Here is a 23,140-nt window from a genome sequence, read left to right as displayed (position 1 = left end):
GGCCCGTCAGGCCAGCAGGTCATGCGCCAGCTCCAGCGCATCAATCAGGACGTCGACCTCATCGACCGTATTGTACATGCCGAAAGACGCACGACAGGTGGCCGTTACCCCCAGATGCGTCATCAGGGGCCCCGCGCAATGATGACCGGCCCGTACGGCGACGCCCTTTTTGTCCAGGATGGTGGACACATCATGCGCATGCCCGGCCCCGTCGAGCGTGAACGAGAATATCGCGCCCTTGCCCGGAGCCGTCCCCTGAATCTGCAGCCAGTTCAGCCCCTGAAACCGGTTCGAGGCATAGCGCGCCAGCTCCGCCTCATGCGCCGCGATCAGGTCCATGCCGATCCCCATGAGATAGTCGAGCGCCACACCCATCCCGATCGTCTGTACAATGCCGGGCGTTCCCGCCTCGAATTTCATCGGCGGATCGGCGTAGTGGACCGCGTCTTTGGTGACCTCCCGGATCATATCGCCGCCGCCCATAAAGGGACGCATCTCGGCCTGCCGCTCCGCCCGTGCATAAAGCGCGCCGGACCCCGAAGGCCCGTAGAGCTTATGCCCGGTGATCGCATAAAAATCGCAGCCCATGGCCTGCATATCGACCGGATTATGCACAGCCCCCTGAGAGCCGTCGATAACCGACACGATCCCCCGCTCCCGCGCAGCCGCGCAGACCGCAGCGACATCCACCACAGTGCCCGTGACATTGGACATCTGCGTCAGGCAGACCATCTTGGTCCGGGGTCCCATCGCATCGATGACCTTCTGCGCATCCAGCGACCCGTCCGGGTCGATATCGACCCATTTCAGCACCACACCCTGCCGTTCCCGCAGGAAATGCCAGGGTACGATATTGGCATGATGTTCCATCACGCTCAGCACGATTTCATCCCCCGCCGTCAGGCGCGGCGCGGCCCAGGCGTAGGAGATCAGGTTCATCGCCTCTGTCGTCCCGGAGGTGAATATGACTTCCTCCTCCCGGCCGGCATTCAGAAACTTGCGGACGATCTCCCGCACGTTTTCATATTTTTCCGTCGCGAGGTTTGACAGGTAATGCAGGCCGCGGTGCACATTGGCATATTCCTGCGAATACGCGCGGGTGATCGCATCAATCACGACCTGTGGCTTCTGCGCCGACGCGCCATTATCCAGATAAACCAGCGGCTTGCCATTCACCTCTCGGGAGAGGATCGGAAAATCGCGCCGGATCGCGGACACATCGTACATCAGATTTCTCCTGCCTGCGGGGGCACACCGCTGACCGTGGCAATCAGCACCGACAGCCCGACGATCATGACCACAAAGGCCAGAACCAGCGTGGCCACAGCCTTGAGGGCTTCGAACCGGTGCGCGACCGCAATGAAATTGACCAGCACCCAGATGCCCCAGAGCCCGGCAACCGCAGAAAGCAACCAGCCCAGAAGCGGGACCGCCAGCGACAGAACCAGAACCACCAGCTGAAGGATCAGGCGCAGCCCCTGCAGCCAGACCATGATCTGCGCCATATCCAGAAGCGATGCCGCCCCACCGAACAGCCGCCCCCCAAACATGAGAAGATAGATCGTGACAAACAGCATCGCGCCCACGGCCCCGGTCAGCCGGAGCGGCGACTCTACAATCGCAGCCGGCATCAGCGGGCCCCCTGCATGCGGCAGAAGCGACCCGTAGAAAAGTCCGTTAAGCACAACGATAAGGACCAGCCCCAGCCAGACGGCTTTTGGCGCGACCTCAAAATCCAGCACCTGGCGCGCAGCCTTGGCCGGTTCCAGCACGGTATCTTTGACCAGCGCCTGAAGCATTCCGCTGTTCATAGCTGTCCCTTCTCAACCGCCACAACGCCGGTTAGCCAGAACCACAGAAAGACCGCAAGCGCCAGAAGCCCGGTCAGCGATGTTTGCAAACCCGGCCCGGCGAACCCTTGCATGAGGCCGTTCAACAGGAACACCGGACCCGAGGCCAGAAGCGCCCAGAACAGCACCATGCGCGCCGAGTGATAGGCCCCCTGACCGCCAAAAGCGCGACACAGGACATGGCCTATGCCCGCCAGACCGTAGAGAATGAGCGGCAAAATGAACACCAGCGCCATCAGCGACGCCCCCATCAACACATTCAGATCTGCGCCGGTCACAAAGGCCTCCCGCGACAAACGCGGCCATTGGGCAATGAAGAGGATGAGGCAGCCCGCCATCAGAACGGCAAGCGCCCGATCCTCCCGCTGACCACCGGCGAGACGCCGGCGCAACACCGGCACCGGCCCCCGATAGGTGGCCGCGATATCGGCAATGACCGACATCAGTCGCGACGGCGCGCCAGCCAGGCCTCGACCCGGCCAAGGATTTCCTCTGCCAGCGCGGGATCCTCGATCTCAGCCACCGCTTCGGCGATGAAGGCGATGGTCAGAAGGTCAGTTGCCGGACCTTCGGGCACACCGCGCGAGCGCAGATAGAACAGCCCCTCTTCATCAATCGCACCGGAGGTGGAGCCATGTGAACAGGCCACGTCATCGGCATAGATCTCAAGCTCGGGCTTGGCCAGGAACTGGCTCTCCCCATCCAGCAGCAGCGACTGACTGATCTGATAGCCGTCGGTCTTCTGCGCGCCTTCCTTCACCAGGATCTTGCCCTGGAAGACGCCCGTCGCCCCGTTCCGCAGCACCTTCTTGAACACCTGACGGCTTTCGCAGTTGAGCGCGTCATGCGTCACGAAAACCGTGTCGTCATGGTGGAAGTCACCGTCCCCGACACAGGCGCCAGCCACATGGGCCACGGCATCGTCGCCGGTCAGCTCGATCACGCATTCATTGCGCGTCAGACGACCATTGGCGGTGAAGGTAAAGCTCTTGAACGTGCTCTCTTTTCCCAGCCGCGCAAAGATATGCGTCGCCGCCGTCCGCTCATGATCACGCCCCTGAGCCCGGATATGATGGAAGGCGGCGCCATCGGCCACATCGACCTCCATCACCTTGTTGAACCGCGCGGCGGCGGGACCGTTTTCCAGCAGCGTCAGCTCCGCCCCCTCCTCCAGCTTCACCACATGGTGCAGCAGCGCATCGGAGGTTTCGGTCCTATGTTCATAAACCAGATGTATCGGCTTTGCCGCCTTGCCCGTGACATGGATCAGCACACCATCGGTCGCATGGGCCGTGTTCAGCGCGGCCAGCGGACGCGCGACAGGCACCTGCCCGTTCGCCTCAAGCTGACCATAGACATCCTTGGCCCAGTGAATATCGGCCCCTGCCACATCGGCCAGACGGTCGATCTTCACCCCGGCCAGTGACGGATCGTCCGACAGAGACGCATCAAAGACGCCATCGACAAAGACCAGCGAGATCTTGTCGACCTCACCAAAGATCGGCGGCTCACTCGCCTCAAACGCCGGCGCGGGCACAGGCCGCGACGCGGTCAGCGCCGCAGGCTTGGTGAATTTCCAATATTCGTCGCGGCCATGCGGCAGGCCATCGGCCAGCACACGCTCCAGCGCCGATTTCCGCGCCGCAGCCGACCAGCCACCGGCAGGCAGATCACCAAGCGCCGCGAGACGCGCCTCCGTCTCCTGCTGGCGCTGCTCTGCCTGCCGCTGGCGGGCGGGGCTGAGTTTCTTTGCTGCCGTCATGCCTGCACCTCGGCCAGCAGATCGGCATAGCCGTTGTTTTCAACTTCAAGCGCCAGCTCAGGACCACCCGTTTTGATGATCCGGCCATCAGCCATGATATGCACCACATCCGGTTTGATATGGTCAAGCAGACGCTGGTAATGGGTGATCACAAGGAACCCGCGGCCTTCGTCCCGCAGCGCGTTCACACCATCCGACACCAGTTTCATCGCATCGACGTCGAGGCCCGAATCGGTCTCGTCCAGGATACACATCTTTGGCGCCAGTACGGCCATCTGCAGGATTTCGTTGCGCTTTTTCTCACCGCCGGAGAAACCGACATTGACCGGACGCTTCAGCATTTCCGCGTCGATCTTCAGCGTCTTGGCCTTTTCGCGCACGAATTTCAGGAAATCGGCCGCCGACATTTCCTCCTCACCGCGCGCCTTGCGCTGCGAATTCAGCGCGGTGCGCAGGAAGGTCATATTGCCCACGCCGGGGATCTCCACCGGGTACTGGAACGCAAGGAACAGACCGGCAGCCGCCCGCTCTTCCGGCTCCATCTCCAGCAGGTCCGCACCTTCGAGCGACGCCGCACCCTCCGTCACCTCATAGCCGTCCCGGCCCGACAGCACATAGGACAGGGTCGATTTGCCCGACCCGTTTGGCCCCATGATCGCATGCACCTTGCCGGCCTCGACCTCCAGGTTCACGCCCTTGAGGATCTGCTTGTCCTCTTCTTCCAGTTTCACATGCAGGTTTTCGATCTTCAGCATCGTCTTTTCCTTCCTTGCGGCCCTCACAGGGTCGCACACATCAGCTTGATAACCTTCAGGAGATCCCGTTTCGGGAACTCCAGCGGTGTCACGTCAAAGAGCGCCATGCGCCCCACGATCTCGGGCGTGCCGAGGTATTGTTCGACCGCGCGATAGGCCTTGCGCGGCGTGTAATCGTCAAACAGCAGTTTGACCGGTTTTTCGGTCATGAAGGCCGTCGCGAGCGCACAGCCCACCCGGAACCGGCCATCGACCAGCACCGTGTCAGGCGCCGGCATTTCGCCATCGGTCCAGACCCCCAGCGGGTAGCCCGGATAATTTGCCCAGAATTTCGGCCGCTTGGGATAGCCCCATTCCACGGTCGGCCCGATATCGGCATGCACAATCGTCACCGGGCTTTGCCCCGGGTTCGCCGCGAACCAGCCGCGCATCATATTGGCCCAGTCCGGATCGCTCTCCACGCTCCAGACCTGTTTGCCCGGCAGTTCAGAGGCCACAACCGTCGACCCGCCGGAGCCATACTCCAGGATGACCTTCGCCTTGGCATAAGCCGCGCGCACCGCGACGGCCTCTTCCTCCGGCAGGGTCAGCTCCGGACGCTGGATGGGAGCCGCGTCATTCATGCGATCACCACCGCCGTGCCGGAGACCGACACCATCAGCATCGACTCTCCCACCACCTCGTAATCCAGATCAACACCGACAACGGCATTGGCGCCAAGCGCCAGCGCGCGGCCCTCAAGCTCCCGCATGGCAGTGTCCCGGGCATCCTGCAACTTGGCCTCATAGGCCCCCGACCGCCCGCCGACGATGTCGGTGATCCCGGCAAAGAAATCGCGAACGACATTCGCGCCCATGATCGCCTCGCCGACCACGATGCCGCGGTAGTCGGTGATCGTCTTGCCTTCGATATTGTTTGTCGTGGTGATGATCATCTGAAACCCTTTCCGACCGCGGCAGAAACGCCCGTCTTACCCAACAGACCCTTCCAGCGAAATCGCCACAAGTTGCTGTGCTTCCATGGCAAATTCCATCGGCAGGGCCTGCAAAACCTCTCGGCAGAACCCGTTGACAACCAGCGCGACGGCCTCTTCCTCGTCCATCCCACGCTGGCGGCAGTAGAAGAGCTGATCGTCGTCCACCTTCGACGTCGTGGCCTCATGCTCCACGCGGGAAGAGTTGTTCTTCACCTCGATATACGGAACCGTATGTGCGCCGCAGTCCGATCCGATCAGCAGCGAGTCACACTGCGTGTAATTCCGGCTGTTCGTGGCCTTGGGGTGCATGGAGACGAGGCCCCGGTAGGTGTTCTGCGCCCGGCCCGCGGAGATGCCCTTGGACACGATCCGCGACTTGGTGTTCTTGCCCAGATGCACCATCTTCGTGCCGGTATCGGCCTGCTGGTAATTGTTGGTGATGGCGATCGAATAGAACTCGCCCTGGCTGTCATCGCCGCGCAGGATGCAGGAGGGGTATTTCCAGGTCACGGCGGATCCGGTCTCCACCTGTGTCCACATCACCTTGGATCGGTCGCCCCGACAATCGGCCCGTTTGGTCACAAAGTTATAGATGCCGCCCTTGCCGTTCTCATCGCCCGGGAACCAGTTCTGAACGGTGGAATATTTCACCTCCGCATCTTCTTCGGCAATGATCTCCACCACCGCCGCATGCAGCTGCGAGGTATCGCGCTGCGGCGCCGTGCAGCCTTCGAGGTAGCTCACATAGGAGCCCTTGTCGGCGATGATCAGCGTCCGCTCGAACTGGCCGGTATTCTCGGCATTGATCCGGAAATAGGTCGACAGCTCCATCGGGCAGCGCGTGTTCGGCGGCACATAAACAAACGAGCCGTCGGAAAACACAGCCGAATTCAGCGTCGCATAGAAATTGTCCGACACCGGCACGACGGAGCCGAGGTATTTCTTCACCAGCTCCGGATGCTCCCGGATCGCCTCTGAGATCGAACAGAAGATGACCCCCGCCTTCTTCAGCTCCGCCTGAAAGGTCGTGCCCACCGATACGGAATCAAACACCGCATCAACGGCGACCTTGCGGCCCTCCGCCGGCGCATCTTCGGCCCCTTCGACACCGGCAAGGATCATCTGTTCCTTCAGCGGGATCCCCAGCTTTTCATAGGTCGCCAGCAGCTTCGGATCGACCTCATCCAGCGATTTGGGCTTTTCCGCCATGCTCTTGGGCCGGGCGTAGTAATACTGGCTCTGGAAGTCGATCTCCGGATAATCGATCATCGCCCAGTCCGGCTCCTCCAGCGCCTTCCAGCGCTCGAAGGCCTGCAGACGCCATTCCAGCATCCACTCCGGCTCGCCATTCTTGTCCGAGATCAGCCGCACGATATCCTCGTTCAGCCCCATCGGCGCGTAATCGGTCTCGATCTCGGTATCCCAACCGTATTTATAGGTCCCGATCGCCTTGACCGCATCGACCGTCTCCTGATCGACACCATCCTTGACCTGCGGCTCTTCCATCGTGCTCATCTCATCTTCCTTCCTTCGCGCAGGGGGCCTCAGGCGGCCCGGGCGCGATGCTTGTCTCTCTGCGCCAGCCAGATATCGGCAAAGCGCATCAATTCGTCTTCCGTCACGGCCGGGCTGATGGAGACGCGGATCGCCCCCGACGCCGCCGCCGCATCATATCCCATGGCCTTCAGAACAGCGCTCTCGCGGACCTTGCCGCTTGAACAGGCCGACCCAGCCGATACCGCAAACCCTTTCAGGTCCATCTGCATGACCTGCGTCTCACCCTTCCAGCCCGGCGTGATCAGGCAGGAAGTATTGGGCAGCCGCTCCATAGCGCGCCCGGCAATCTCCACATCGCAGGCGTCCAGCAGCCGCGCTTCCAGCGCATCCCGCATCTTCCGCACACGGTCCCAGGCCCCGCTCTCCAGCTCGGCCAGCGCCGCCTCGGCTGCCGCGCCGAACCCGGCGATCCCGATCAGGTTCTCGGTCCCGGCGCGCCGCCCCATTTCCTGCCCGCCCCCGGTGATCTGCGCCGCCAGATCCGTGCCCCGGCGGATCACCAGCGCTCCGACCCCCTTGGGCCCGCCAATCTTATGCGCCGATATAAGCGCCATCTGACAGCCCATCCAGTTGAAGGCCACCGGAATCTTGCCAAAAGCCTGGGTCGCGTCGCTGGCCACCAGCCCCTCGGGTAGCCGCTGGATCACCCCGGTTTCGGAATTCGCCAGCTGCAGGACACCTGTCGCGGGGTCACCAACCGTAACCACGCCGTCGCCATCGACACCCCAGTCACAGGCAACATGACTGCGCACCGCATCATGTTCGACCTCGGCCCCATGCAGCCCGCGCCCCGCCAGCGCCAAAGCCGCGGCCTCCGTCGCGCCGGAGACAAAGACCACATCCGCCCCCTCCGCCCCGAAGGCCCGCGCGACCTGCGCCCGCGCCTTCTCCAGCAAAGCTTTGGCCGCCCGCCCCTCCGCATGAACAGAAGACGGGTTGCCAACCAGATCCATGGCCCCGATCATCGCCACCCGCGCCTCCTCCCGCAGAGGCATCGAGGCATTCACATCCAGATAGACCCGTTCAGCCATTCCGGCCCCCGGACTTTTTCTTGCCGGAAATATCCCGGAGGGGGAATTGCGCCAAAGGCGCAAGGGGGAGGCAGCGCCTCCCCGCCCCCGCCCGCCGCAGGCGATTATCGACACCCCGCCGCAGGCGCGTATCAACACCCCGCCGCAGGCGATATCCCCGGGTGCCCCTCACGCCGAGATCTCCCCCTCATCGACCTCATCGACAACGGCAAACAGGTTTGGCACAGCCGGACAGGGCGCCAGGGAATTCCCGACAACATCCGACAACCGCGTCTGATGCAAAAACACATAGACATGCGCCGAAAGCCCCTCCCACAGCCGGTTTGTCACCGACTGCGCCCGCGATCCCGACAGACCGCCCGATGCGCCCGCACCCTTGTGCATCGCATCAATCGTCTCATCCACCGCGCCCAGAACCTCGGCAATTCGGATCTCGCTTGCCGGCCGGGCCAGCCTGTAACCGCCGCCCGGCCCCCGGACCGAGGTTACCAGCCCGGCCCGCCGAAGCTTCACGAACAGCTGTTCCAGATAAGGCAGCGAAATCTGCTGGCGCCGCGACACCTCCGTCAGCGTCACCAGTCCTTCGCCGGGCTGCAAGGCCATATCTGCCAGCGCCACCATCGCATATCGCCCTTTGGTGCTTAACTTCATACCCGAATCTCCCGGTCCCACGGCAGCAGAGCAGGCCGAATTGATTGACGCCGCCGGAACAAGCGCTTATCTCGCTTCCAGCCCTATAGCCAAGGCCGCGCTGCAGCCTTTAGAATCTTTCTAAAGTAGCTGACCGAAACAGTCAAGATTGCGCGCCCCACAGGAGAGTTTTATGCCCGAGGTCATCTTCCCCGGCCCCGAAGGCCGCCTCGAAGGTCGGTATCACCCCCAAAAGGAACGCGACGCGCCAATTGCCATCATCCTGCATCCGCATCCTCAGTTCGGCGGCACGATGAACAATAAGGTTGTCTACAACCTGCATTATGCCTTCCACAAAATGGGCTTCACCGTGCTGCGGTTCAATTTCCGCGGCGTCGGGCGCAGCCAGGGCGAATATGACCAGGGTGTGGGCGAGCTCTCCGATGCCGCCTCGGCGCTCGATTACCTGCAGTCGATGAATAACAATTCCAAGCATTGCTGGGTTGCGGGCTTCTCCTTCGGCGCATGGATCGGCATGCAACTGCTCATGCGCCGGCCAGAGATCACGGGGTTCATCTCTGTCTCTCCGCCCGCCAATATGTACGACTTTTCCTTCCTGGCGCCCTGCCCGTCTTCGGGCCTGATCATAAACGGCACGGCCGACCGCGTGGCGCCGCCCGCCGATACGACCTCGCTCGTCGGCAAGCTGCAGGAACAGAAGGGCATCACCGTCACGCATCAGCAGATCGAAGGCGCCGGCCATTTCTTCGAAGACCCACATATGGATACGATGATCACCTCCGTCTCGGACTATGTGAAACGGCGGCTGACGGAAAATACCCGCTGATGTCAGCCTCCCTCGACCGCATCGCCGCCAAGCTCGCGGATGAGACGATGGAGATCATGAAAACGAGCGGGAACGACCGGTTCTTTATGGAGGTGGCGCAGATCATCGGCGCCTCCTCCCAGACCCTCGAAGAAGCCTATCTGACGGAGGTGCGGATTCGCCTCGCGGCACGTCAGGCGCTGCAATTCATCCGCAAACACAAGGATGGCGCATGACCCGGCTCGACGCGCAGATGGCCTTTCTGACAGAATCTGACCGGCTGAAATCCATCACCCGCGCCACCACGCTCTGCGATGCCTCGCGTCACGAAAACTCCGCCGAACACTCCTGGCATCTGGCGCTTTATGCGCTGACTCTGTCCGAATATGCCCCGCAGGGCGTATCGATCGACCGGGTGATCCGCATGCTCCTGCTGCACGATCTGGTAGAGATCGACGCCGGGGATGCCCCGATCTATGCCCAGACCGAGGAGAGCAAGGCCGATATGGAACGGGCCGAACAAGCCGCGGCCGATCGCATATTTGGCCTGCTCCCCGACGATCAGATGGCGGCGTTGCGCGATCTCTGGCAGGAATTCGAAGCGGCTGAGACGCCGGATGCCATATTTGCCAAATCGCTCGACCGCTTTCAGCCGCCCAACCAGAACCTCGCCGCAGGCGGTGGCTCCTGGACCGATTACAACGTGACCTTCGACAAGCTCGACGCCCGGGTCGGGCAGCCGATCCGGCGCGGCGCGCCCGCGCTCTGGTCCTGGATTGTTCCGAAAATCCGGGCTGTTATGGGTTAGACCCAGTAAGACAGCGCCTCCGGCATCCAGTGCTGTTCGCGGCGCGACGCCTTGAAATAGCACCGGCCGTAGCGGCTCAGAACATCCTGGTCGATCTCGAACCCCAGACCCGGCGCCTCCGGCAGATCGAACCAGCCATCGCGATGCACAAAAGGCTGGGTAAAGATCATATCCCGCGCCTCCGGCACCCAGCCCGGCTCTGCGATCGGATATTCAAACAGCTCTTCCCCCGCAAAGCCGCTGGCTGCAAACACATGCGCATTGACGATGAAGCCAAAGCCGTTCGACCAGCAATGCGGGGTGAATCGGACCCCACGCTCCCGGCAAAGCCCGGCCACCTTCATCACATGCCCGACACCGCCAACCCACATCGCGTCGGGCTGGTAGATGTTGTAGCAGCGCATGGAGATCATCCGCTCCAGCTCCGCATAGCCCATCAGGTGCAACTCGCTGCCGGCCACGGGCACGCGGGAATAGCTGGTCAGCTCGGCCATGGCGTTATGCCAGTCGCCGTAAAGCGGCTCCTCCACCCAGGCGAGCCCGACATCCGCCGCCGCATCCACAAACCGTTTCGCGCGATCCAGCGACCAGAGCGGCGCGTCCCCGTTGGTCGTCAGACGAAACGCCTGATTAACATCGACAGAGATCCGCATGCGACCCTGCATATGCAGCGCAATGTCGGAAATATGTTCGATATCAACGGATTCATCAAAGTCGTGCACGCGAATTTTCATCGTGCCGAACCCTTCGGAGAACCGCCGTTCCGCCTCTTCCCGCCGCGCGCCGGTATCCTTGATCTCACCGCCCGAGGCATAGAGCGGAATGCGCGACGTGTCGCCCCCAAGCAACCGGTAGAGCGGCACGCCCGCCGCCTTGGCGCGGATATCCCAGAAGGCAGGCTCGATCCACCAGTTGAAACTGCCCCCGGCAGCCATGATCAGGATACGTTCCTGCAGCGCCTCCTGATCGTCGACATCCAGCCCCAGAAACAGCGCGGCCAGCGGATCGCCAAGCCCGGCGCGTTCCCGACCGGAGGCAGGAAACCCGCTCCAGCCCTCGATCCCGTCATCGGTGATAAACCGGACCACGCACATCGACACATGTTCCCGCACGGTTCCGGGTATCCAGGACGGTCGATGCGGCGCCGGCAAAGGCGTTCTGACAAGATACAGCTCAATCCGGTCGATCACAGACATGCCGAGGCTCCTTTCGCGCAGCTTACGCCACGCTAGGCAGGAATTGGACCGGATTGCAGGGCCAGTTCGCGCCGATCAACAGACCAATCCGCCCATGGCTCCGATGACGACCGCGCTAGGCCTTTTTCGCCTCGGCATGTTTGGCAAGGTCCTGCGCGATGGAGAAGGCGCCCTTGATCTTGTCGGCATCGGAGCCCCAGTCGCGCCGGACCACAATCTTGTTGTCCTTGACCTTCGCCTGCCCCTTCTGAGCCTGCACAAAGGCCACCAGCCCGGCCGGAGAGGCGAATTTGTCGTTGTGAAACTGGATCGTCGCACCTTTGGGCCCGCCGTCCAGCTTGGCAATGCCGGCCCGTTTGCACATGGCCTTGATCCGCACGACCAGCAGCAAAGTATTGACTTCCCTCGGCAATTTTCCAAACCGGTCGATCAATTCGGCCGCAAAACCCTCTAGCTCGACCTTGGTCGACAGCGAAGACAGGCGCCGATAAAGCCCCAGCCGAAGATCGAGATCGGGCACATAGTCCTCCGGGATCAGCACCGGCACCCCAAGGTTGATCTGCGGCGCCCATTGGTCATCCGCCTCCGTCAGCCCCTCCAGCTCACCGGCCTTGATCTTGGCAATCGCCTCTTCCAGCATCGACTGATACAGCTCATAGCCCACGTCGCGCATATTGCCCGACTGCTCCTCGCCCAGAAGATTGCCCGCGCCGCGGATATCAAGGTCCTGCGATGCCAGCGTAAACCCGGCGCCCAGCGTGTCAAGAGTACCCAGAACACGCAGTCTCTTTTCAGCAGCCGAGGTCAGCTTCACCCGCGGTTTGGTTGTCAGATAGGCATAGGCCCGTGTCTTGGCGCGACCCACCCGGCCCCGGATCTGATAGAGCTGCGCCAACCCGAACATATCTGCCCGGTGCACGACCATCGTATTGGCCCGTGGAATATCGAGGCCGGATTCAACAATGGTTGTCGCCAGCAACACATCGTATTTCCCGTCGTAAAAGGCATTCATCCGCTGATCCAGATCCCCTGCCGCCATCTGGCCATGAGCCGTGATATAGGACACCTCGGGTACCTCGCGCTTCAGGAAATCCTCGATCTCCGCTAGGTCGGTGATGCGCGGCACGACGTAAAAGCTCTGCCCGCCGCGATACCGTTCACGCAGCAGCGCCTCGCGGATCGTGACCGTATCGAATTCGCTCACATAGGTCCGGATGGCCAGCCGGTCGACCGGCGGCGTCCCGATGATCGACAGATCCCGCACGCCCGACAAAGACAGCTGCAACGTCCGCGGGATCGGCGTGGCCGTCAGCGTCAGAACATGCACATCCGATTTCAGCTGTTTCAGACGCTCCTTATGGCCGACGCCGAACCGCTGTTCCTCGTCCACGATAAGCAGACCGAGGTTCTTGAACCGCACGCCCTTGGCCAGAAGCGCATGCGTGCCGACCACAATATCGACCGTCCCCTTTGCCAGCCCGTCGCGGTGCCGGGCCGCATCGCCTGCCGACACAAAGCGCGACAGCGGCGCGACAGTTAAGGCAAAGCCTCGGAAGCGTTCCGCAAAGCCTTGATAATGCTGACGCGCCAACAAAGTTGTCGGCGCGATAACCGCGACCTGCACCCCCGACATCGCCGCCACGAAAGCCGCCCGCAGCGCCACCTCTGTCTTGCCAAATCCAACATCGCCACAGATGAGCCTGTCCATCGGATGACCAGAGGCCAGATCGTTCAGGACATCTTCGATCGCACCTAGCTGATCGTCAGTCTCCTGATAGGGAAACCGCGCCTGAAAGGCATCCCACTCGCCATGCGGCGCCTCCAGCATCGGTGCCGTGCGCAGCGCACGTTCTGCCGCAACCCGGATCAGCCGGTCGGCCATTTCCCGGATACGTTCCTTGAGCCGCGCCTTCTTCGCCTGCCAGGCCCCGCCGCCCAGCTTGTCGAGAAGCCCCTCGTCATGGCCATATTTGGACAGCAGCTCGATATTCTCGACGGGCAGGTAAAGCCGCGCATCTTCGGCATATTCCAGCATCAGACATTCATGCGCGGCCCCGGCGGCGGTAATCACCTCCAGCCCGTGATAGCGCCCGATGCCATGATCGACATGAACCACAAGATCGCCCGGGCTCAGGCTCTGCGTCTCCGTGAGGAAATTCTCGGCCCGGCGCTTTTTGCGGGCGCCCCGCACCAGACGATCGCCCAGCACGTCCTGTTCGGAAATGACGGTCAGCCGGCGATCCGACTGCCAGGGCCCTTCAAATCCGGCCTCAAGCGGCCAGACGGCCAGATGGACACCGTGCTTTCCTATGCCGCGGGCATCGCGGATGGAGACGGCGCCCACAAGCCCCTCATCCTCGATCAGCCCCTCAAGCCGTTCGCGCGCGCCCTCGGAATAGCTGGCGATCACCACCGGACCAACCTGAAGCTTTTCCTGAACATGATCTTTTAAAGCACTGAAAAGGCTTACATTCTCAAGCTGTCTCTCAGGCGAGAAGTTCCGCCCCACGCGACCACCCGCATCCACCACGCCAGGACCCGAGGCACGGGGCAAAGGCGACATCTGCACGACGCGCAGCGGCGAAACGGCCGCGTCCCAGGCCGCGTCATCCATAAAGAGCAGCGCCGGCGGCACGGGCTTGTAGACCGAATCCATCCGGTCCCGGTTCTGCAGCGCCAGCCGCCGCGTCTCATATTGATCGGCCACTGTCTCCCATCGGGCCAGCCTGGCGGCGGTCACCTGATCGTCCAGCATCACCGACGCCTGCGGCAGGTAGTCGAACAGCGTCTCCAGACGGTCGTGGAAAAACGGCAGCCAATGCTCGACGCCCTGATGTTTGCGCCCCGCGCTCACCGCCTCGTACAGCGGATCATCCGTCCCCGCCGCACCAAATTCGATCCGGTAGTTCTGCCGGAACCGGGTAATCGCCGCTTCATCGAGGATAACCTCGCTGACCGGCGCCAGTTCAACGACATCAAGCTTGTCCGTCGTCCGCTGGCTGGCCGGATCGAACCGCCGCGCCCCGTCCAGAACATCGCCAAAAAAGTCCAGCCGCACCGGGCCGCCCTCGCCCGGCGGATAAATATCGATTATGCCGCCACGCACCGCATAATCGCCGGGCTCTGTCACCGAATGGCTTTGGGAAAAGCCCATGCGCACCAGAAACGCGCGCAGCGCTGCCTCGTCGATCCGCGACCCGACCCGTGCGGTAAAGGCCGCCTCTTTCAGAACCTCCCGCGCCGGTACCCGCTGCGTGACCGCGTTCAGCGATGTCAGAAGCACGAACTGCTCCGGCATGCCATGCGCCAGCCCGGCCAGTGTTGCCATCCGCGCGGCCGAGATATCGGCATTCGGCGACACCCGGTCATAGGCCAGACAATCCCAGGCCGGGAACTGGATAACCGGCATGCCGGGATCGAAAAACCGCAGAGCATCGGCCATGGCGGCCATCCGCTTGTCATCGATCGCCACATGCACGACCGGGGCCTTGCGCCTGGCCACCTCGGCCAGGATGAGAAAGGCGTCAAACCCTTCCGGCGCGCCGCCCAGGGTGATCCGCTCTGCCGTTGGCATGGCTCAGCCTCCCAGTGGACCGATGGAGAAGTTCTGATACATGCCCCACATGGTCGTCAGGAAAATGGACAGCATTCCAATGGCCTGCACCTTCATCCGATGCCGGCCCAGCTGGCGATAGAGCTCTTCTGCCTCCGGCGCCTCTGCCCGGATCCGGAAGGCGGCCCGCATCGACAGAAGCCCGACACAGGTCATCGGCAAGGCCAAAAGAAACAGCGCCTGCGCGAATTCCATCCCGTACAGGAACCCCATGATCAGCAGGACCGTAAGGACAAAGCTGACGGCAACGGTCATCACCAGCCCCGACACCTCTGCGACATAGATCAGGCGGTCGGAATATATCCGCACCAGCTGCGCAACATCGTCCGACACCGGCCCGCCCCGGCGCCGCGCCCGGTTGATCATGTCCCACGGCACCCCCAGCACCCAATGGCTGGCGGTCGACCACAACACGGCAAGCGCAATCCAGAACCACAGGTTCGAGAAACTGCGCATGTCGATCACTTCGAAAATTGTCTCTGCCAGGTTCAACCCGCTGCCCTTCGATCCGCCCTCGGCCCGGGACCTTCCGTCCCGCACGCTCATAGAGCGACAACTTGCCGGTTCTGGCCCACTTGTGATGCAGCCTGATCCATGCCACCCAATGCGGGCCGGATCAAGCCGAAGGATCACCTATGTCACCCCTTACAGCCCCGTTCCCTGCCGCCCGTTTCCGCCGCGCCCGCAAATCCCCCGCGATCCGCGCCCTGATGCAGGAAAACGAGGTCTCGGTGAATGACCTGATCTGGCCGGTCTTTCTGACCGAGGGCACGGATATAGAAGAACCCGTCGCCTCCATGCCCGGTGTCTTCCGCTATTCGGTCGACCGCGTGGTCGAGGCGGCGAAAGAAGCCGCCGACCTCGGGATCCCCGCCATCTGCCTCTTTCCCTACACGCCCATCGAAAAGCGCACCAAAGACTGCGCAGAGGCCTGGAACCCGGAGAACCTGTCGAACCGCGCCACCCGCGCCATCAAGGCGGCCTGCCCGGATCTGGCGGTGATGACCGATGTCGCGCTCGACCCCTATAATATCGACGGCCACGACGGCTTTGTCGTCGACGGCATCATCCAGAACGACGAAACCGTCGAGGCGCTGGTGAAACAGACCCTCAGTCAGGCAGAGGCCGGCGCAGATATCATCGGCCCCTCGGACATGATGGACGGCCGGATCGGCGCCATGCGATCGGCGCTCGAATCCAAAGGACATCAGGACGTTCTGATCCTGAGCTACGCCGCCAAATATGCCTCGGGCTATTACGGCCCCTTCCGCGATGCCACGGGTGCCACCGGCGCGCTCAAGGGTGACAAGAAGACCTACCAGATGAATGCCGCCAATTCGGACGAGGCGCTGCGGCTGGTCACCCGCGATATCGAGGCAGGCGCCGACTGGGTCATGGTGAAACCCGGCATGCCCTATCTGGACATCTGCACCCGGGTGAAGCGCGAGCTTCAGGTGCCCACCTTTGCCTATCAGGTCTCTGGCGAATATGCACAGATTCAGGCCGCCGCGCTGAACGGTTGGATCGACGGCGACCGGGTCATGGCGGAAAGCCTGCTGTGTTTCAAACGCGCGGGCTGTGACGGCATCCTGACCTATTTCGCCCCCGCCATGGCACGTGCCCTGGGCGGCTGAGGATCGGCAAGGCTCCGCTTTCCGTCGCATCACCTACGAGTGATGGTGACATCGTCTGTCCGACCCCCTATAGTTAGTTCAAAATCCGGACGACCGGATCGCCCACAGAGGCATTTTGAGCAAACCGCGCAGCAGCGCATCTTACGACGACAGGCGGAACACATGCAGAAATTTACCCGTCGGGCCGCGACTCTCTCGGCCTTTTCGGCACTGGCCCTGGCCGCGGCCTGTGGCAATGGTGTTGGCAACAGCAATGCGCAGCGCATCGATGCGCGGGTGCAGGCCACGCTGAACTATCTTTACGCCAACTATCCCGACAGCCGGGAAGTGTCGCAGAAATCCGTGGCCCAGCTGGTCATGCCCGTCATCACCGAGGCCGGCTTCGGCATTGGCGGCGGCTACGGTCGCGGCGCCCTTCTCGTGAACGGCGTGCCGGTCGATTACTATTCGGCCACCTCTGCGAATTTCGGAATTCAGATCGGCGCGCAGCAATATGCGCATGTGCTGTTCTTCATGACCAACGATGCGCTGGAACGGTTCCGCCGCACCGACGGCTGGGCCGTGGGCGCCGATATCGAATACGCCTTCTCCAACGTCGGCGAGAATTTCCGCGCCGACAGCAGCTCCTCCGTCTCGCCGGTCGTGGCCTATCTCTTTGCTCAGGCCGGGGCGAAATTCGGCGCGACGCTGGAAGGCGTCAAATACACACGGATCATCCCCTGACGCGATCAACACAGCCCGCGCCGGCATAGCCGTTCCGCATGGCGGAACGCGGTCCCGGATTAAATGCCGGGTTTGCGACGCCTCTGCTGTTTCACTCTGGACCTTCTCTCCGGCGGCGCCAAAACTCCGCCGGAACACTTCAGGGGGAGGGTCAGATGACCGACACAACAGGCAAACCAGGCGAAACCGGCGCGGATGCGCTCTGCGATACGCTGCTGGCCAATGACGTCAATGTCTGCTTCGCCAACCCCGGCACGTCAGAGATGCATTTCGTCGCGGCGCTCGACCGCAAACAGCAGATGCGCTGCGTTCTGGGCCTGTTCGAGGGGGTCGTCACCGGGGCAGCAGACGGCTATGCCCGGATGACCGGACGACCGGCTGCGACCCTGCTGCACACCGGGCCCGGACTGGCCAATTCTCTCGCCAATATGCACAACGCCCGGCGGGCCTTCTCTCCGATGGTCAATGTCGTCGGCGATCACGCCGCCTATCATCTGCCCTATGATGCCGCGCTGACCTCCGATATCGAAAGCCTCGCGCGGCCAATGTCCCATTTCGTCCGCCGGATTGCCGGCCCCGCCGATGTCAGCCCCGCCACCGCGGAGGCCGTCACGGCCGCCATGCGCGCGCCCGGTGGCGTGTCGACCCTGATCCTGCCCGCCGACAGCGCCTGGGGTGCTGCGCCGCAGACCGCCCCGGCCAAGGCCCGCCTCCGCACCCCGACAGCGGCGGACCCGGACCGGATTGCAGCCGCCGCCGACACGCTCAGGTCAGGCGGCCGCACCGTGATCCTGATGACAGGCCAGGCGCTGCGGGCTGCGCCGCTGGCGACGGCTCAGGCCATTGCCGACAAGACCGGCGCCCGGATTATGGCGCAGCAGGCCAATGCCCGGATCGAACGGGGCGCCGGACGCGCCAATGTCGACCGCATACCCTATCCTGTGGATCAGGCCATTGCCGCGCTGAAGGATGTCGACAATATCATCCTCGTCGGCGCCACCTCTCCGGTGATCTTCTTCGCCTATCCCGACAAACCCTCCACCCCCGTGCCGGATGGCTGCAAGGTCACGGTCCTGGCCGATCCCGGCGACGACCTGCCCGCCGCGCTCGAGGCCCTGGCTGAAACGCTTGGCGCAGTGCCCGGCCCGATCTCTCCGGCCCCCGCGATCCCCGATCTCGCCACCGGCAAGCTGACGCCGGAGACGATCGCGATCACCGTCGGCCATATGCTGCCCGAGAATGCGATCATCTGTGACGAGAGCATCACCTCCGGCCGCGACTTCTTCCGCTTCACCCATGACGCCGCGCCGCATGACTGGCTGAACCTGACGGGCGGCGCGATCGGCGTGGGCCTGCCGCTCTCCGTCGGCGCCGCCATTGCCTGCCCCGACCGCAAAGTCGTCAATCTGCAGGCCGACGGATCGGCCATGTATACGAACCAGGCGCTCTGGACGATGGCACGCGAACAGCTCGACATCTGCGTCGTCATCTTCGCCAACCAGCGCTACGCCATCCTGCACGGAGAGCTGAAGGGCGTCGGCGCCGGTGTGGCCGGAGAGAACGCCCGCCGCATCCTCGATTTCGACGCGCCGGGGCTGGATTTCGTTCAGCTCGCCGGATCCATGGGGGTCGAGGCGGCGCGGGCAGAGACGGCAGAACAGTTCACGGACCTTTTCGCAAAAGCGATGAAGACCAGGGGCCCCTTCCTGATCGAAGCGATGATCTGACGGATCGGTTCTGGCGCCTGCACGAGCCGCGCATCGTCGGGCCGCAGTACGGCGATGCACCGTCGGGACAACCGCGATTTATGTCTGCCGTGGTAGCGCGCCAGTCTTGCGCCTCGCGGGACCGGTAACAATCGCCGTGCCGGGGGGCGGCCCGGCGATGCGCGGCGGCCTTCGGCCTTGATTCCGCGCTCTTACACTTGTGACCAAAGAAAAAAGGGCCCCCCGTCGGGGGCCCTCAGTTTCATGGATCGGGCTCACTCTGGTACCGCCCGGTAATTTCTGCCTGCGGCCCGATCCATGTGATGACGCGGCGACGAACAACCACCGCGCCAATTCCTAAACTCAGCTACAGCCCGAGGTCGCCCCGCAGGTGTTGCACTTCATGCAGGTGCCGTTGCGCACCAGGGTGAAATTGCCGCAATCGCCGCAGCTCTCGCCCTCATACCCCTGCATCTTCGCCTTGGTCCGAGCGTCCATCGACACGGTGCCGGAGGCCATCGCGGTAGTAACTGTCGCCGTCTTGACCTCGGGCACCAGCGTCTGCAGCGCCGCCACCGGATCGGTGCCGGTCAGCGCCTGCATGCCGCCCTGCAGAACGACCAGTTCCTGAGGCAGACGCTTGCGCAGATAGCCCGTAGAGGAAATCTGCTTCAGCACTTCCAGAGACCGGGAGGCCGCGTTTTCCGACAGCTCCTCGACATTCGACACGCCTTCCTTGGCCGCCCCTTGTCCAACAGAATCAAAGGTTTCGCCGGAGGGCTTCACATGCGCCAGGTCAGTGCGGTCGAGGTAGGAGACCGCCAGTTCCCGGAAGATATAGTCGAGGATAGACGTCGCGTTCTTGATCGAGTCATTGCCCTGGACCATGCCGGCCGGTTCGAACTTGGTGAAGGTGAAGGCATCCACGAATTCCTCCAGCGGCACGCCGTACTGAAGACCAACCGAAACCGCGATGGCGAAGTTGTTCATCATCGCCCGAAACCCGGCACCTTCCTTGTGCATGTCGATGAAGATCTCGCCCAGCGACCCGTCGGCATATTCGCCGGTCCGCAGATAGACCTTGTGACCGCCGACCATCGCCTTCTGGGTGTAGCCTTTGCGGCGATCGGGCATCTTTTCCCGGCCAGCACGGGCCACTTCCTTGATGACAATCTTTTCGACGATCTTCTCGGCCAGAACCGCTGCCTTCTCCTGGTTGGAGCCGGTTTCCAGCACGTCTGCCGCCTCGTCGTCATCCTCGACCAGCGCGGAGGCCAGCGGCTGCGACAGTTTGGAGCCGTCGCGATAGAGCGCATTGGCCTTGATGCCCAGGGACCAACTCAGCTCATAGGCCTTCTGGCAATCCTCGATCGTCGCATCATTCGGCATGTTGATCGTCTTGGAGATCGCGCCGGAGATGAAGGACTGCGCCGCCGCCATCATGGTGATGTGGCTCTCCGTCGACAGGAAGCGCTTGCCCTTCTTGCCGCAGGGGTTGGCACAATCGAAGATGTTCAGGTGCTCTTCCTTCAGAAACGGCGCGCCTTCGAGGGTCATCGTGCCGCAGACATGATCATTGGCAGCTTCGATTTCCTTCTTCGTGTAGCCCAGGTGGCGCAGCAGGTCGAAGGACGGATCCGACAGCTTTTCTGCCGGGATGCCGAGGGTTTTCTTGCAGAAATCCTCGCCCAGGGTCCACTGGTTGAACACGAAGCGGATGTCAAAGGCCGACGCCAGCGAGGCGTCGACCTTGTCCAGCTCACGCTGGCCAAAGCCGTGCCCGATCAGCGAGGTGTGGTTGATCCCCGGCGCATTGCCGATGGAGCCATGGCCAACCGCGTAGGAGATGATCTCCTCGATCTGGGCAGAGCCGTATCCGAGCTTCTCCAGCGCCGCCGGAACGGAGCGGTTGATGATCTTGAAGTAACCGCCACCGGCCAGCTTCTTGAACTTCACCAGGGCGAAGTCAGGCTCGATCCCGGTGGTGTCGCAATCCATGACCAGACCGATCGTTCCGGTAGGCGCGATCACAGAGGTCTGCGCGTTGCGGAACCCATGTTCTTTCCCCAGCCGCAGCGCCTCATCCCAGGAGGATTTGGCAAGCTGAACAAGGGCTTGATCCGGGCAGTTGGCATGGTCGAGGGCAACCGGCTTGATGTCCAGCCCGTCGTAGCCATCACTCTTGCCATGGGCCGCATTGCGGTGGTTGGCGATGACGCGCAGCATGTGCTTGGAGTTGCGTTCATAACCGGAGAAGGCCCCCAGCTCGCCCGCCATCTCGGCGGAGGTCGCATAGGCCACGCCGGTCATGATCGCGGTCAGCGCACCGGTCAGGGCACGGCCTTCGTCGCTGTCATAGCCAAAGCCCATGTTCATGAGCAGGCCGCCGATATTGGCATAACCCAGACCCAGCGTTCTGAAGTCGTAAGAAAGCTGTGCGATCTCTTTCGACGGGAACTGCGCCATCAGTACGGAGATTTCCAGCGTCACGGTCCAGAGACGGGTGGCGTGGATGTAGTCCTCGGCCTGGAATACGCCGTCCTTGAGGAAGGTTAGCAGGTTCATCGACGCCAGGTTACAGGCCGTATCGTCCAGGAACATGTATTCGGAGCACGGGTTGGAGCCCCGGATCGCGCCGTCTTCCGGGCAGGTATGCCAGGCGTTGACGGTGTCGTGGTACTGGATGCCCGGATCGGCACAGGCCCAGGCCGCATGGCCGATATCTTCCCACAACTCGCGGGCAGAAATCGTCTTGGCGACGGAACCATCGGTGCGGTTCACCAGCTCCCAGGGTTTGTCTTCCTTGACGGCCTTGAGGAAGGCGTCGGTCACCCGGACGGAGTTGTTGGAGTTCTGTCCGGAGACAGAGGCATAGGCCTCGCTGTCCCAGTCGGTGTCATATGTCGGGAATTCGATCGACGCATAGCCCTGCTTTGCGTAATCGAGAACGCGCTTGACGTAGGTTTCCGGGATCGCCGATTTCTTGGCCTCACGGATCGCGGCTTTCAGCGCATCGTTCTCTGCGGGGTCATAGGCGCCCTCTTCGGTGCCGTCCCAGCTGCGGATCGCCTTGAAGATCGCGTTCAGGCACTTCTCGTGCATCTTGGAACCGGCGACGATGGAAGCAACCTTCTGCTCCTCTTTCACCTTCCAGTTGATGTATTCCTGAATATCCGGGTGATCGGCATCGACGATGACCATCTTCGCCGCACGGCGCGTGGTGCCGCCGGATTTGATCGCACCGGCTGCGCGGTCACCGATCTTGAGGAAGCCCATCAGGCCGGAGGATTTGCCGCCGCCCGACAGTTTCTCGCCCGCAGCCCGCAGGGAGGAGAAGTTGGTGCCGGTGCCGGAGCCGTATTTGAACAGACGCGCCTCGCGGACCCAGAGATCCATGATACCGCCGTCGCCCACCAGATCGTCCGCGACGGACTGGATAAAGCAGGCATGCGGCTGCGGATGCTCATAGGCGGATTTGGACTTGGTCAGTTTGCCGGTGACATGGTCGACATAATAGTGGCCCTGCGACGGACCATCGATGCCATAGGCCCAGTGCAGGCCGGTGTTAAACCACTGGGGCGAGTTCGGCGCTGCACGCTGAGTGGCCAGCATGTACCGCATCTCGTCAAAATAGGCGCGAGCGTCCCCCTCGGAGGAGAAATAGCCGCCCTTCCAGCCCCAGTAGGTCCAGGCGCCGGCCAGGCGGTCGAAAACCTGACGAGCAGAAGTCTCGCCCACGATTTCGACGTCATCGCCATCGGCAACGGACCGCCACAGGAATTCGGGAACGCCCTTCTCACGCACCTTTTTCAGACGCGTCGGCACCCCCGCCTTACGGAAATACTTCTGAGCGATCACATCGCTCGCAACCTGGCTCCAGGAGGCCGGAACCTCACAATCGTCCAGTTTGAAAACCACCGTGCCGTCCGGATTGCGAATCTCGGAGGAGGTGGTGACAAACTCCAGCCCGTCGTAAGCGTCCTTACCGGCCTTCGTGAATTTGCGCTCGATCTTCATTGTGAAACAGCCCCATCGTTTCTTGCTTGTCGCAATTGCCCCTGAAGGGGCGAGTT

General features: G+C 62.5%; 20 protein-coding genes. 6 read left to right on the top strand and 14 right to left on the bottom strand.

What is annotated here, in order from left to right; translation table 11 throughout:
* Positions 1–6: 6 nt before the first annotated feature.
* From ACRARG_RS20250 to iscR, 10 genes are all read right to left on the bottom strand, one after another.
* Positions 7–1,227: a SufS family cysteine desulfurase gene (locus tag ACRARG_RS20250; protein ID WP_432691839.1), complete on the bottom strand. Its 1,221-nt coding sequence runs from the start codon at positions 1,225–1,227 to the stop codon at positions 7–9.
* Positions 1,227–1,811: a YIP1 family protein gene (locus ACRARG_RS20245; protein WP_432691838.1), complete on the bottom strand. Its 585-nt coding sequence runs from the start codon at positions 1,809–1,811 to the stop codon at positions 1,227–1,229. The genes ACRARG_RS20250 and ACRARG_RS20245 overlap by 1 nt, the downstream gene beginning before the upstream one ends.
* Positions 1,808–2,293, bottom strand: coding sequence for a YIP1 family protein (locus ACRARG_RS20240; RefSeq protein ID WP_432691837.1), 486 nt, complete (start codon positions 2,291–2,293; stop codon positions 1,808–1,810). Before ACRARG_RS20240 ends, ACRARG_RS20245 begins: the two co-directional genes overlap by 4 nt.
* Positions 2,293–3,612 (bottom strand): Fe-S cluster assembly protein SufD, encoded by a 1,320-nt coding sequence (gene sufD, locus ACRARG_RS20235; RefSeq protein WP_432691836.1) that lies wholly within the window; start codon positions 3,610–3,612, stop codon positions 2,293–2,295. The genes ACRARG_RS20240 and sufD overlap by 1 nt, the downstream gene beginning before the upstream one ends.
* Positions 3,609–4,367: a Fe-S cluster assembly ATPase SufC gene (gene sufC, locus ACRARG_RS20230; RefSeq protein WP_432691835.1), complete on the bottom strand. Its 759-nt coding sequence runs from the start codon at positions 4,365–4,367 to the stop codon at positions 3,609–3,611. Before sufC ends, sufD begins: the two co-directional genes overlap by 4 nt.
* A gap of 23 nt (positions 4,368–4,390) precedes the next feature.
* On the bottom strand, positions 4,391–4,990 hold the full coding sequence (locus ACRARG_RS20225) for a class I SAM-dependent methyltransferase (protein WP_432691834.1): 600 nt from the start codon (positions 4,988–4,990) through the stop codon (positions 4,391–4,393).
* Positions 4,987–5,301 (bottom strand): heavy metal-binding domain-containing protein, encoded by a 315-nt coding sequence (locus tag ACRARG_RS20220; protein ID WP_432691833.1) that lies wholly within the window; start codon positions 5,299–5,301, stop codon positions 4,987–4,989. The genes ACRARG_RS20225 and ACRARG_RS20220 overlap by 4 nt, the downstream gene beginning before the upstream one ends.
* A 36-nt stretch (positions 5,302–5,337) precedes the next feature.
* Entirely contained in the window at positions 5,338–6,858 is a 1,521-nt protein-coding gene (gene sufB, locus ACRARG_RS20215) for a Fe-S cluster assembly protein SufB (RefSeq protein ID WP_432691832.1), read from the bottom strand.
* Positions 6,859–6,887: 29 nt separating this feature from the next.
* The gene (locus ACRARG_RS20210) at positions 6,888–7,931 is read right to left on the bottom strand and encodes a cysteine desulfurase family protein (RefSeq protein WP_432691831.1); all 1,044 of its coding nucleotides are present in this window, start codon (positions 7,929–7,931) and stop codon (positions 6,888–6,890) included.
* Between the two features lie 168 nt (positions 7,932–8,099).
* Positions 8,100–8,582, bottom strand: a complete 483-nt coding sequence (gene iscR / locus ACRARG_RS20205) for a Fe-S cluster assembly transcriptional regulator IscR (RefSeq protein WP_432691830.1) — start codon at positions 8,580–8,582, stop codon at positions 8,100–8,102.
* Between the two features lie 172 nt (positions 8,583–8,754).
* Here iscR and ACRARG_RS20200 point away from each other — a divergent pair, with 172 nt between their 5' ends.
* Genes ACRARG_RS20200 through ACRARG_RS20190 form a run of 3 tightly spaced genes read left to right on the top strand, consistent with a single transcriptional unit; the run spans position 8,755 to position 10,195 of the window.
* On the top strand, positions 8,755–9,408 hold the full coding sequence (locus ACRARG_RS20200) for an alpha/beta hydrolase (protein ID WP_432691829.1): 654 nt from the start codon (positions 8,755–8,757) through the stop codon (positions 9,406–9,408).
* Positions 9,408–9,623: a hypothetical protein gene (locus ACRARG_RS20195; protein ID WP_432691828.1), complete on the top strand. Its 216-nt coding sequence runs from the start codon at positions 9,408–9,410 to the stop codon at positions 9,621–9,623. The genes ACRARG_RS20200 and ACRARG_RS20195 overlap by 1 nt, the downstream gene beginning before the upstream one ends.
* On the top strand, positions 9,620–10,195 hold the full coding sequence (locus ACRARG_RS20190) for an HD domain-containing protein (RefSeq protein ID WP_432691827.1): 576 nt from the start codon (positions 9,620–9,622) through the stop codon (positions 10,193–10,195). Before ACRARG_RS20195 ends, ACRARG_RS20190 begins: the two co-directional genes overlap by 4 nt.
* Here the strand turns inward: ACRARG_RS20190 and ACRARG_RS20185 are convergent.
* From ACRARG_RS20185 to ACRARG_RS20175, 3 genes are all read right to left on the bottom strand, one after another.
* Positions 10,192–11,391 carry a mandelate racemase/muconate lactonizing enzyme family protein gene (locus tag ACRARG_RS20185; protein ID WP_432691826.1) on the bottom strand — a complete coding sequence of 400 codons (1,200 nt, stop codon included), beginning with the start codon at positions 11,389–11,391 and terminating at the stop codon, positions 10,192–10,194. The two genes, ACRARG_RS20190 and ACRARG_RS20185, sit on opposite strands and share 4 nt — an antisense overlap.
* 115 nt (positions 11,392–11,506) lie before the next feature.
* On the bottom strand, positions 11,507–14,965 hold the full coding sequence (gene mfd, locus ACRARG_RS20180) for a transcription-repair coupling factor (RefSeq protein ID WP_432691825.1): 3,459 nt from the start codon (positions 14,963–14,965) through the stop codon (positions 11,507–11,509).
* Positions 14,966–14,968: 3 nt separating this feature from the next.
* Positions 14,969–15,550 carry a component of SufBCD complex gene (locus ACRARG_RS20175; protein WP_432691824.1) on the bottom strand — a complete coding sequence of 194 codons (582 nt, stop codon included), beginning with the start codon at positions 15,548–15,550 and terminating at the stop codon, positions 14,969–14,971.
* 89 nt (positions 15,551–15,639) lie between these two features.
* On the opposite strand from ACRARG_RS20175, the gene hemB reads away from it, so the two are divergent.
* The 3 genes from hemB (at position 15,640) to ACRARG_RS20160 (ending at position 19,088) form a co-directional block, all read left to right on the top strand.
* Positions 15,640–16,638, top strand: a complete 999-nt coding sequence (gene hemB / locus ACRARG_RS20170) for a porphobilinogen synthase (RefSeq protein ID WP_432691823.1) — start codon at positions 15,640–15,642, stop codon at positions 16,636–16,638.
* 162 nt (positions 16,639–16,800) lie between these two features.
* Positions 16,801–17,361, top strand: coding sequence for a lipid-binding SYLF domain-containing protein (locus ACRARG_RS20165; RefSeq protein WP_432691822.1), 561 nt, complete (start codon positions 16,801–16,803; stop codon positions 17,359–17,361).
* A gap of 155 nt (positions 17,362–17,516) precedes the next feature.
* Positions 17,517–19,088, top strand: a complete 1,572-nt coding sequence (locus ACRARG_RS20160; RefSeq protein WP_432691821.1) for an acetolactate synthase large subunit — start codon at positions 17,517–17,519, stop codon at positions 19,086–19,088.
* Between the two features lie 342 nt (positions 19,089–19,430).
* Here ACRARG_RS20160 and ACRARG_RS20155 read toward each other — a convergent pair whose 3' ends face one another.
* A complete protein-coding gene (locus ACRARG_RS20155; RefSeq protein ID WP_432691820.1) occupies positions 19,431–23,084 on the bottom strand; it encodes a vitamin B12-dependent ribonucleotide reductase in 3,654 nt (1,217 codons plus the stop codon).
* Between the last annotated feature and the right edge of the window lie 56 nt (positions 23,085–23,140).

It is taken from the genome of Pseudooceanicola profundi (assembly GCF_050897955.1).
GTDB lineage: Bacteria > Pseudomonadota > Alphaproteobacteria > Rhodobacterales > Rhodobacteraceae > Pseudooceanicola.
The sequence above is the reverse complement of the archived record's forward strand: the minus strand, read 5'-3'. Positions and strand labels throughout refer to the sequence as shown.

Bases quoted from the DNA above. Each gene is read 5' to 3' on its own strand.
- iscR (WP_432691830.1), bottom strand. From the start codon at position 8,582: ATGAAGTTAAGCACCAAAGGGCGATATGCGATGGTGGCGCTGGCAGAT.
- ACRARG_RS20160 (WP_432691821.1), top strand. From the start codon at position 17,517: ATGACCGACACAACAGGCAAACCAGGCGAAACCGGCGCGGATGCGCTC.
- ACRARG_RS20185 (WP_432691826.1), bottom strand. From the start codon at position 11,391: ATGTCTGTGATCGACCGGATTGAGCTGTATCTTGTCAGAACGCCTTTG.
- ACRARG_RS20250 (WP_432691839.1), bottom strand. From the start codon at position 1,227: ATGTACGATGTGTCCGCGATCCGGCGCGATTTTCCGATCCTCTCCCGA.
- ACRARG_RS20220 (WP_432691833.1), bottom strand. From the start codon at position 5,301: ATGATCATCACCACGACAAACAATATCGAAGGCAAGACGATCACCGAC.
- ACRARG_RS20225 (WP_432691834.1), bottom strand. From the start codon at position 4,990: ATGAATGACGCGGCTCCCATCCAGCGTCCGGAGCTGACCCTGCCGGAG.
- sufD (WP_432691836.1), bottom strand. From the start codon at position 3,612: ATGACGGCAGCAAAGAAACTCAGCCCCGCCCGCCAGCGGCAGGCAGAG.
- ACRARG_RS20240 (WP_432691837.1), bottom strand. From the start codon at position 2,293: ATGTCGGTCATTGCCGATATCGCGGCCACCTATCGGGGGCCGGTGCCG.
- ACRARG_RS20190 (WP_432691827.1), top strand. From the start codon at position 9,620: ATGACCCGGCTCGACGCGCAGATGGCCTTTCTGACAGAATCTGACCGG.
- sufB (WP_432691832.1), bottom strand. From the start codon at position 6,858: ATGAGCACGATGGAAGAGCCGCAGGTCAAGGATGGTGTCGATCAGGAG.
- ACRARG_RS20195 (WP_432691828.1), top strand. From the start codon at position 9,408: ATGTCAGCCTCCCTCGACCGCATCGCCGCCAAGCTCGCGGATGAGACG.
- ACRARG_RS20200 (WP_432691829.1), top strand. From the start codon at position 8,755: ATGCCCGAGGTCATCTTCCCCGGCCCCGAAGGCCGCCTCGAAGGTCGG.
- ACRARG_RS20165 (WP_432691822.1), top strand. From the start codon at position 16,801: ATGCAGAAATTTACCCGTCGGGCCGCGACTCTCTCGGCCTTTTCGGCA.
- sufC (WP_432691835.1), bottom strand. From the start codon at position 4,367: ATGCTGAAGATCGAAAACCTGCATGTGAAACTGGAAGAAGAGGACAAG.
- ACRARG_RS20155 (WP_432691820.1), bottom strand. From the start codon at position 23,084: ATGAAGATCGAGCGCAAATTCACGAAGGCCGGTAAGGACGCTTACGAC.
- ACRARG_RS20175 (WP_432691824.1), bottom strand. From the start codon at position 15,550: ATGAGCGTGCGGGACGGAAGGTCCCGGGCCGAGGGCGGATCGAAGGGC.
- mfd (WP_432691825.1), bottom strand. From the start codon at position 14,965: ATGCCAACGGCAGAGCGGATCACCCTGGGCGGCGCGCCGGAAGGGTTT.
- ACRARG_RS20245 (WP_432691838.1), bottom strand. From the start codon at position 1,811: ATGAACAGCGGAATGCTTCAGGCGCTGGTCAAAGATACCGTGCTGGAA.
- hemB (WP_432691823.1), top strand. From the start codon at position 15,640: ATGTCACCCCTTACAGCCCCGTTCCCTGCCGCCCGTTTCCGCCGCGCC.
- ACRARG_RS20210 (WP_432691831.1), bottom strand. From the start codon at position 7,931: ATGGCTGAACGGGTCTATCTGGATGTGAATGCCTCGATGCCTCTGCGG.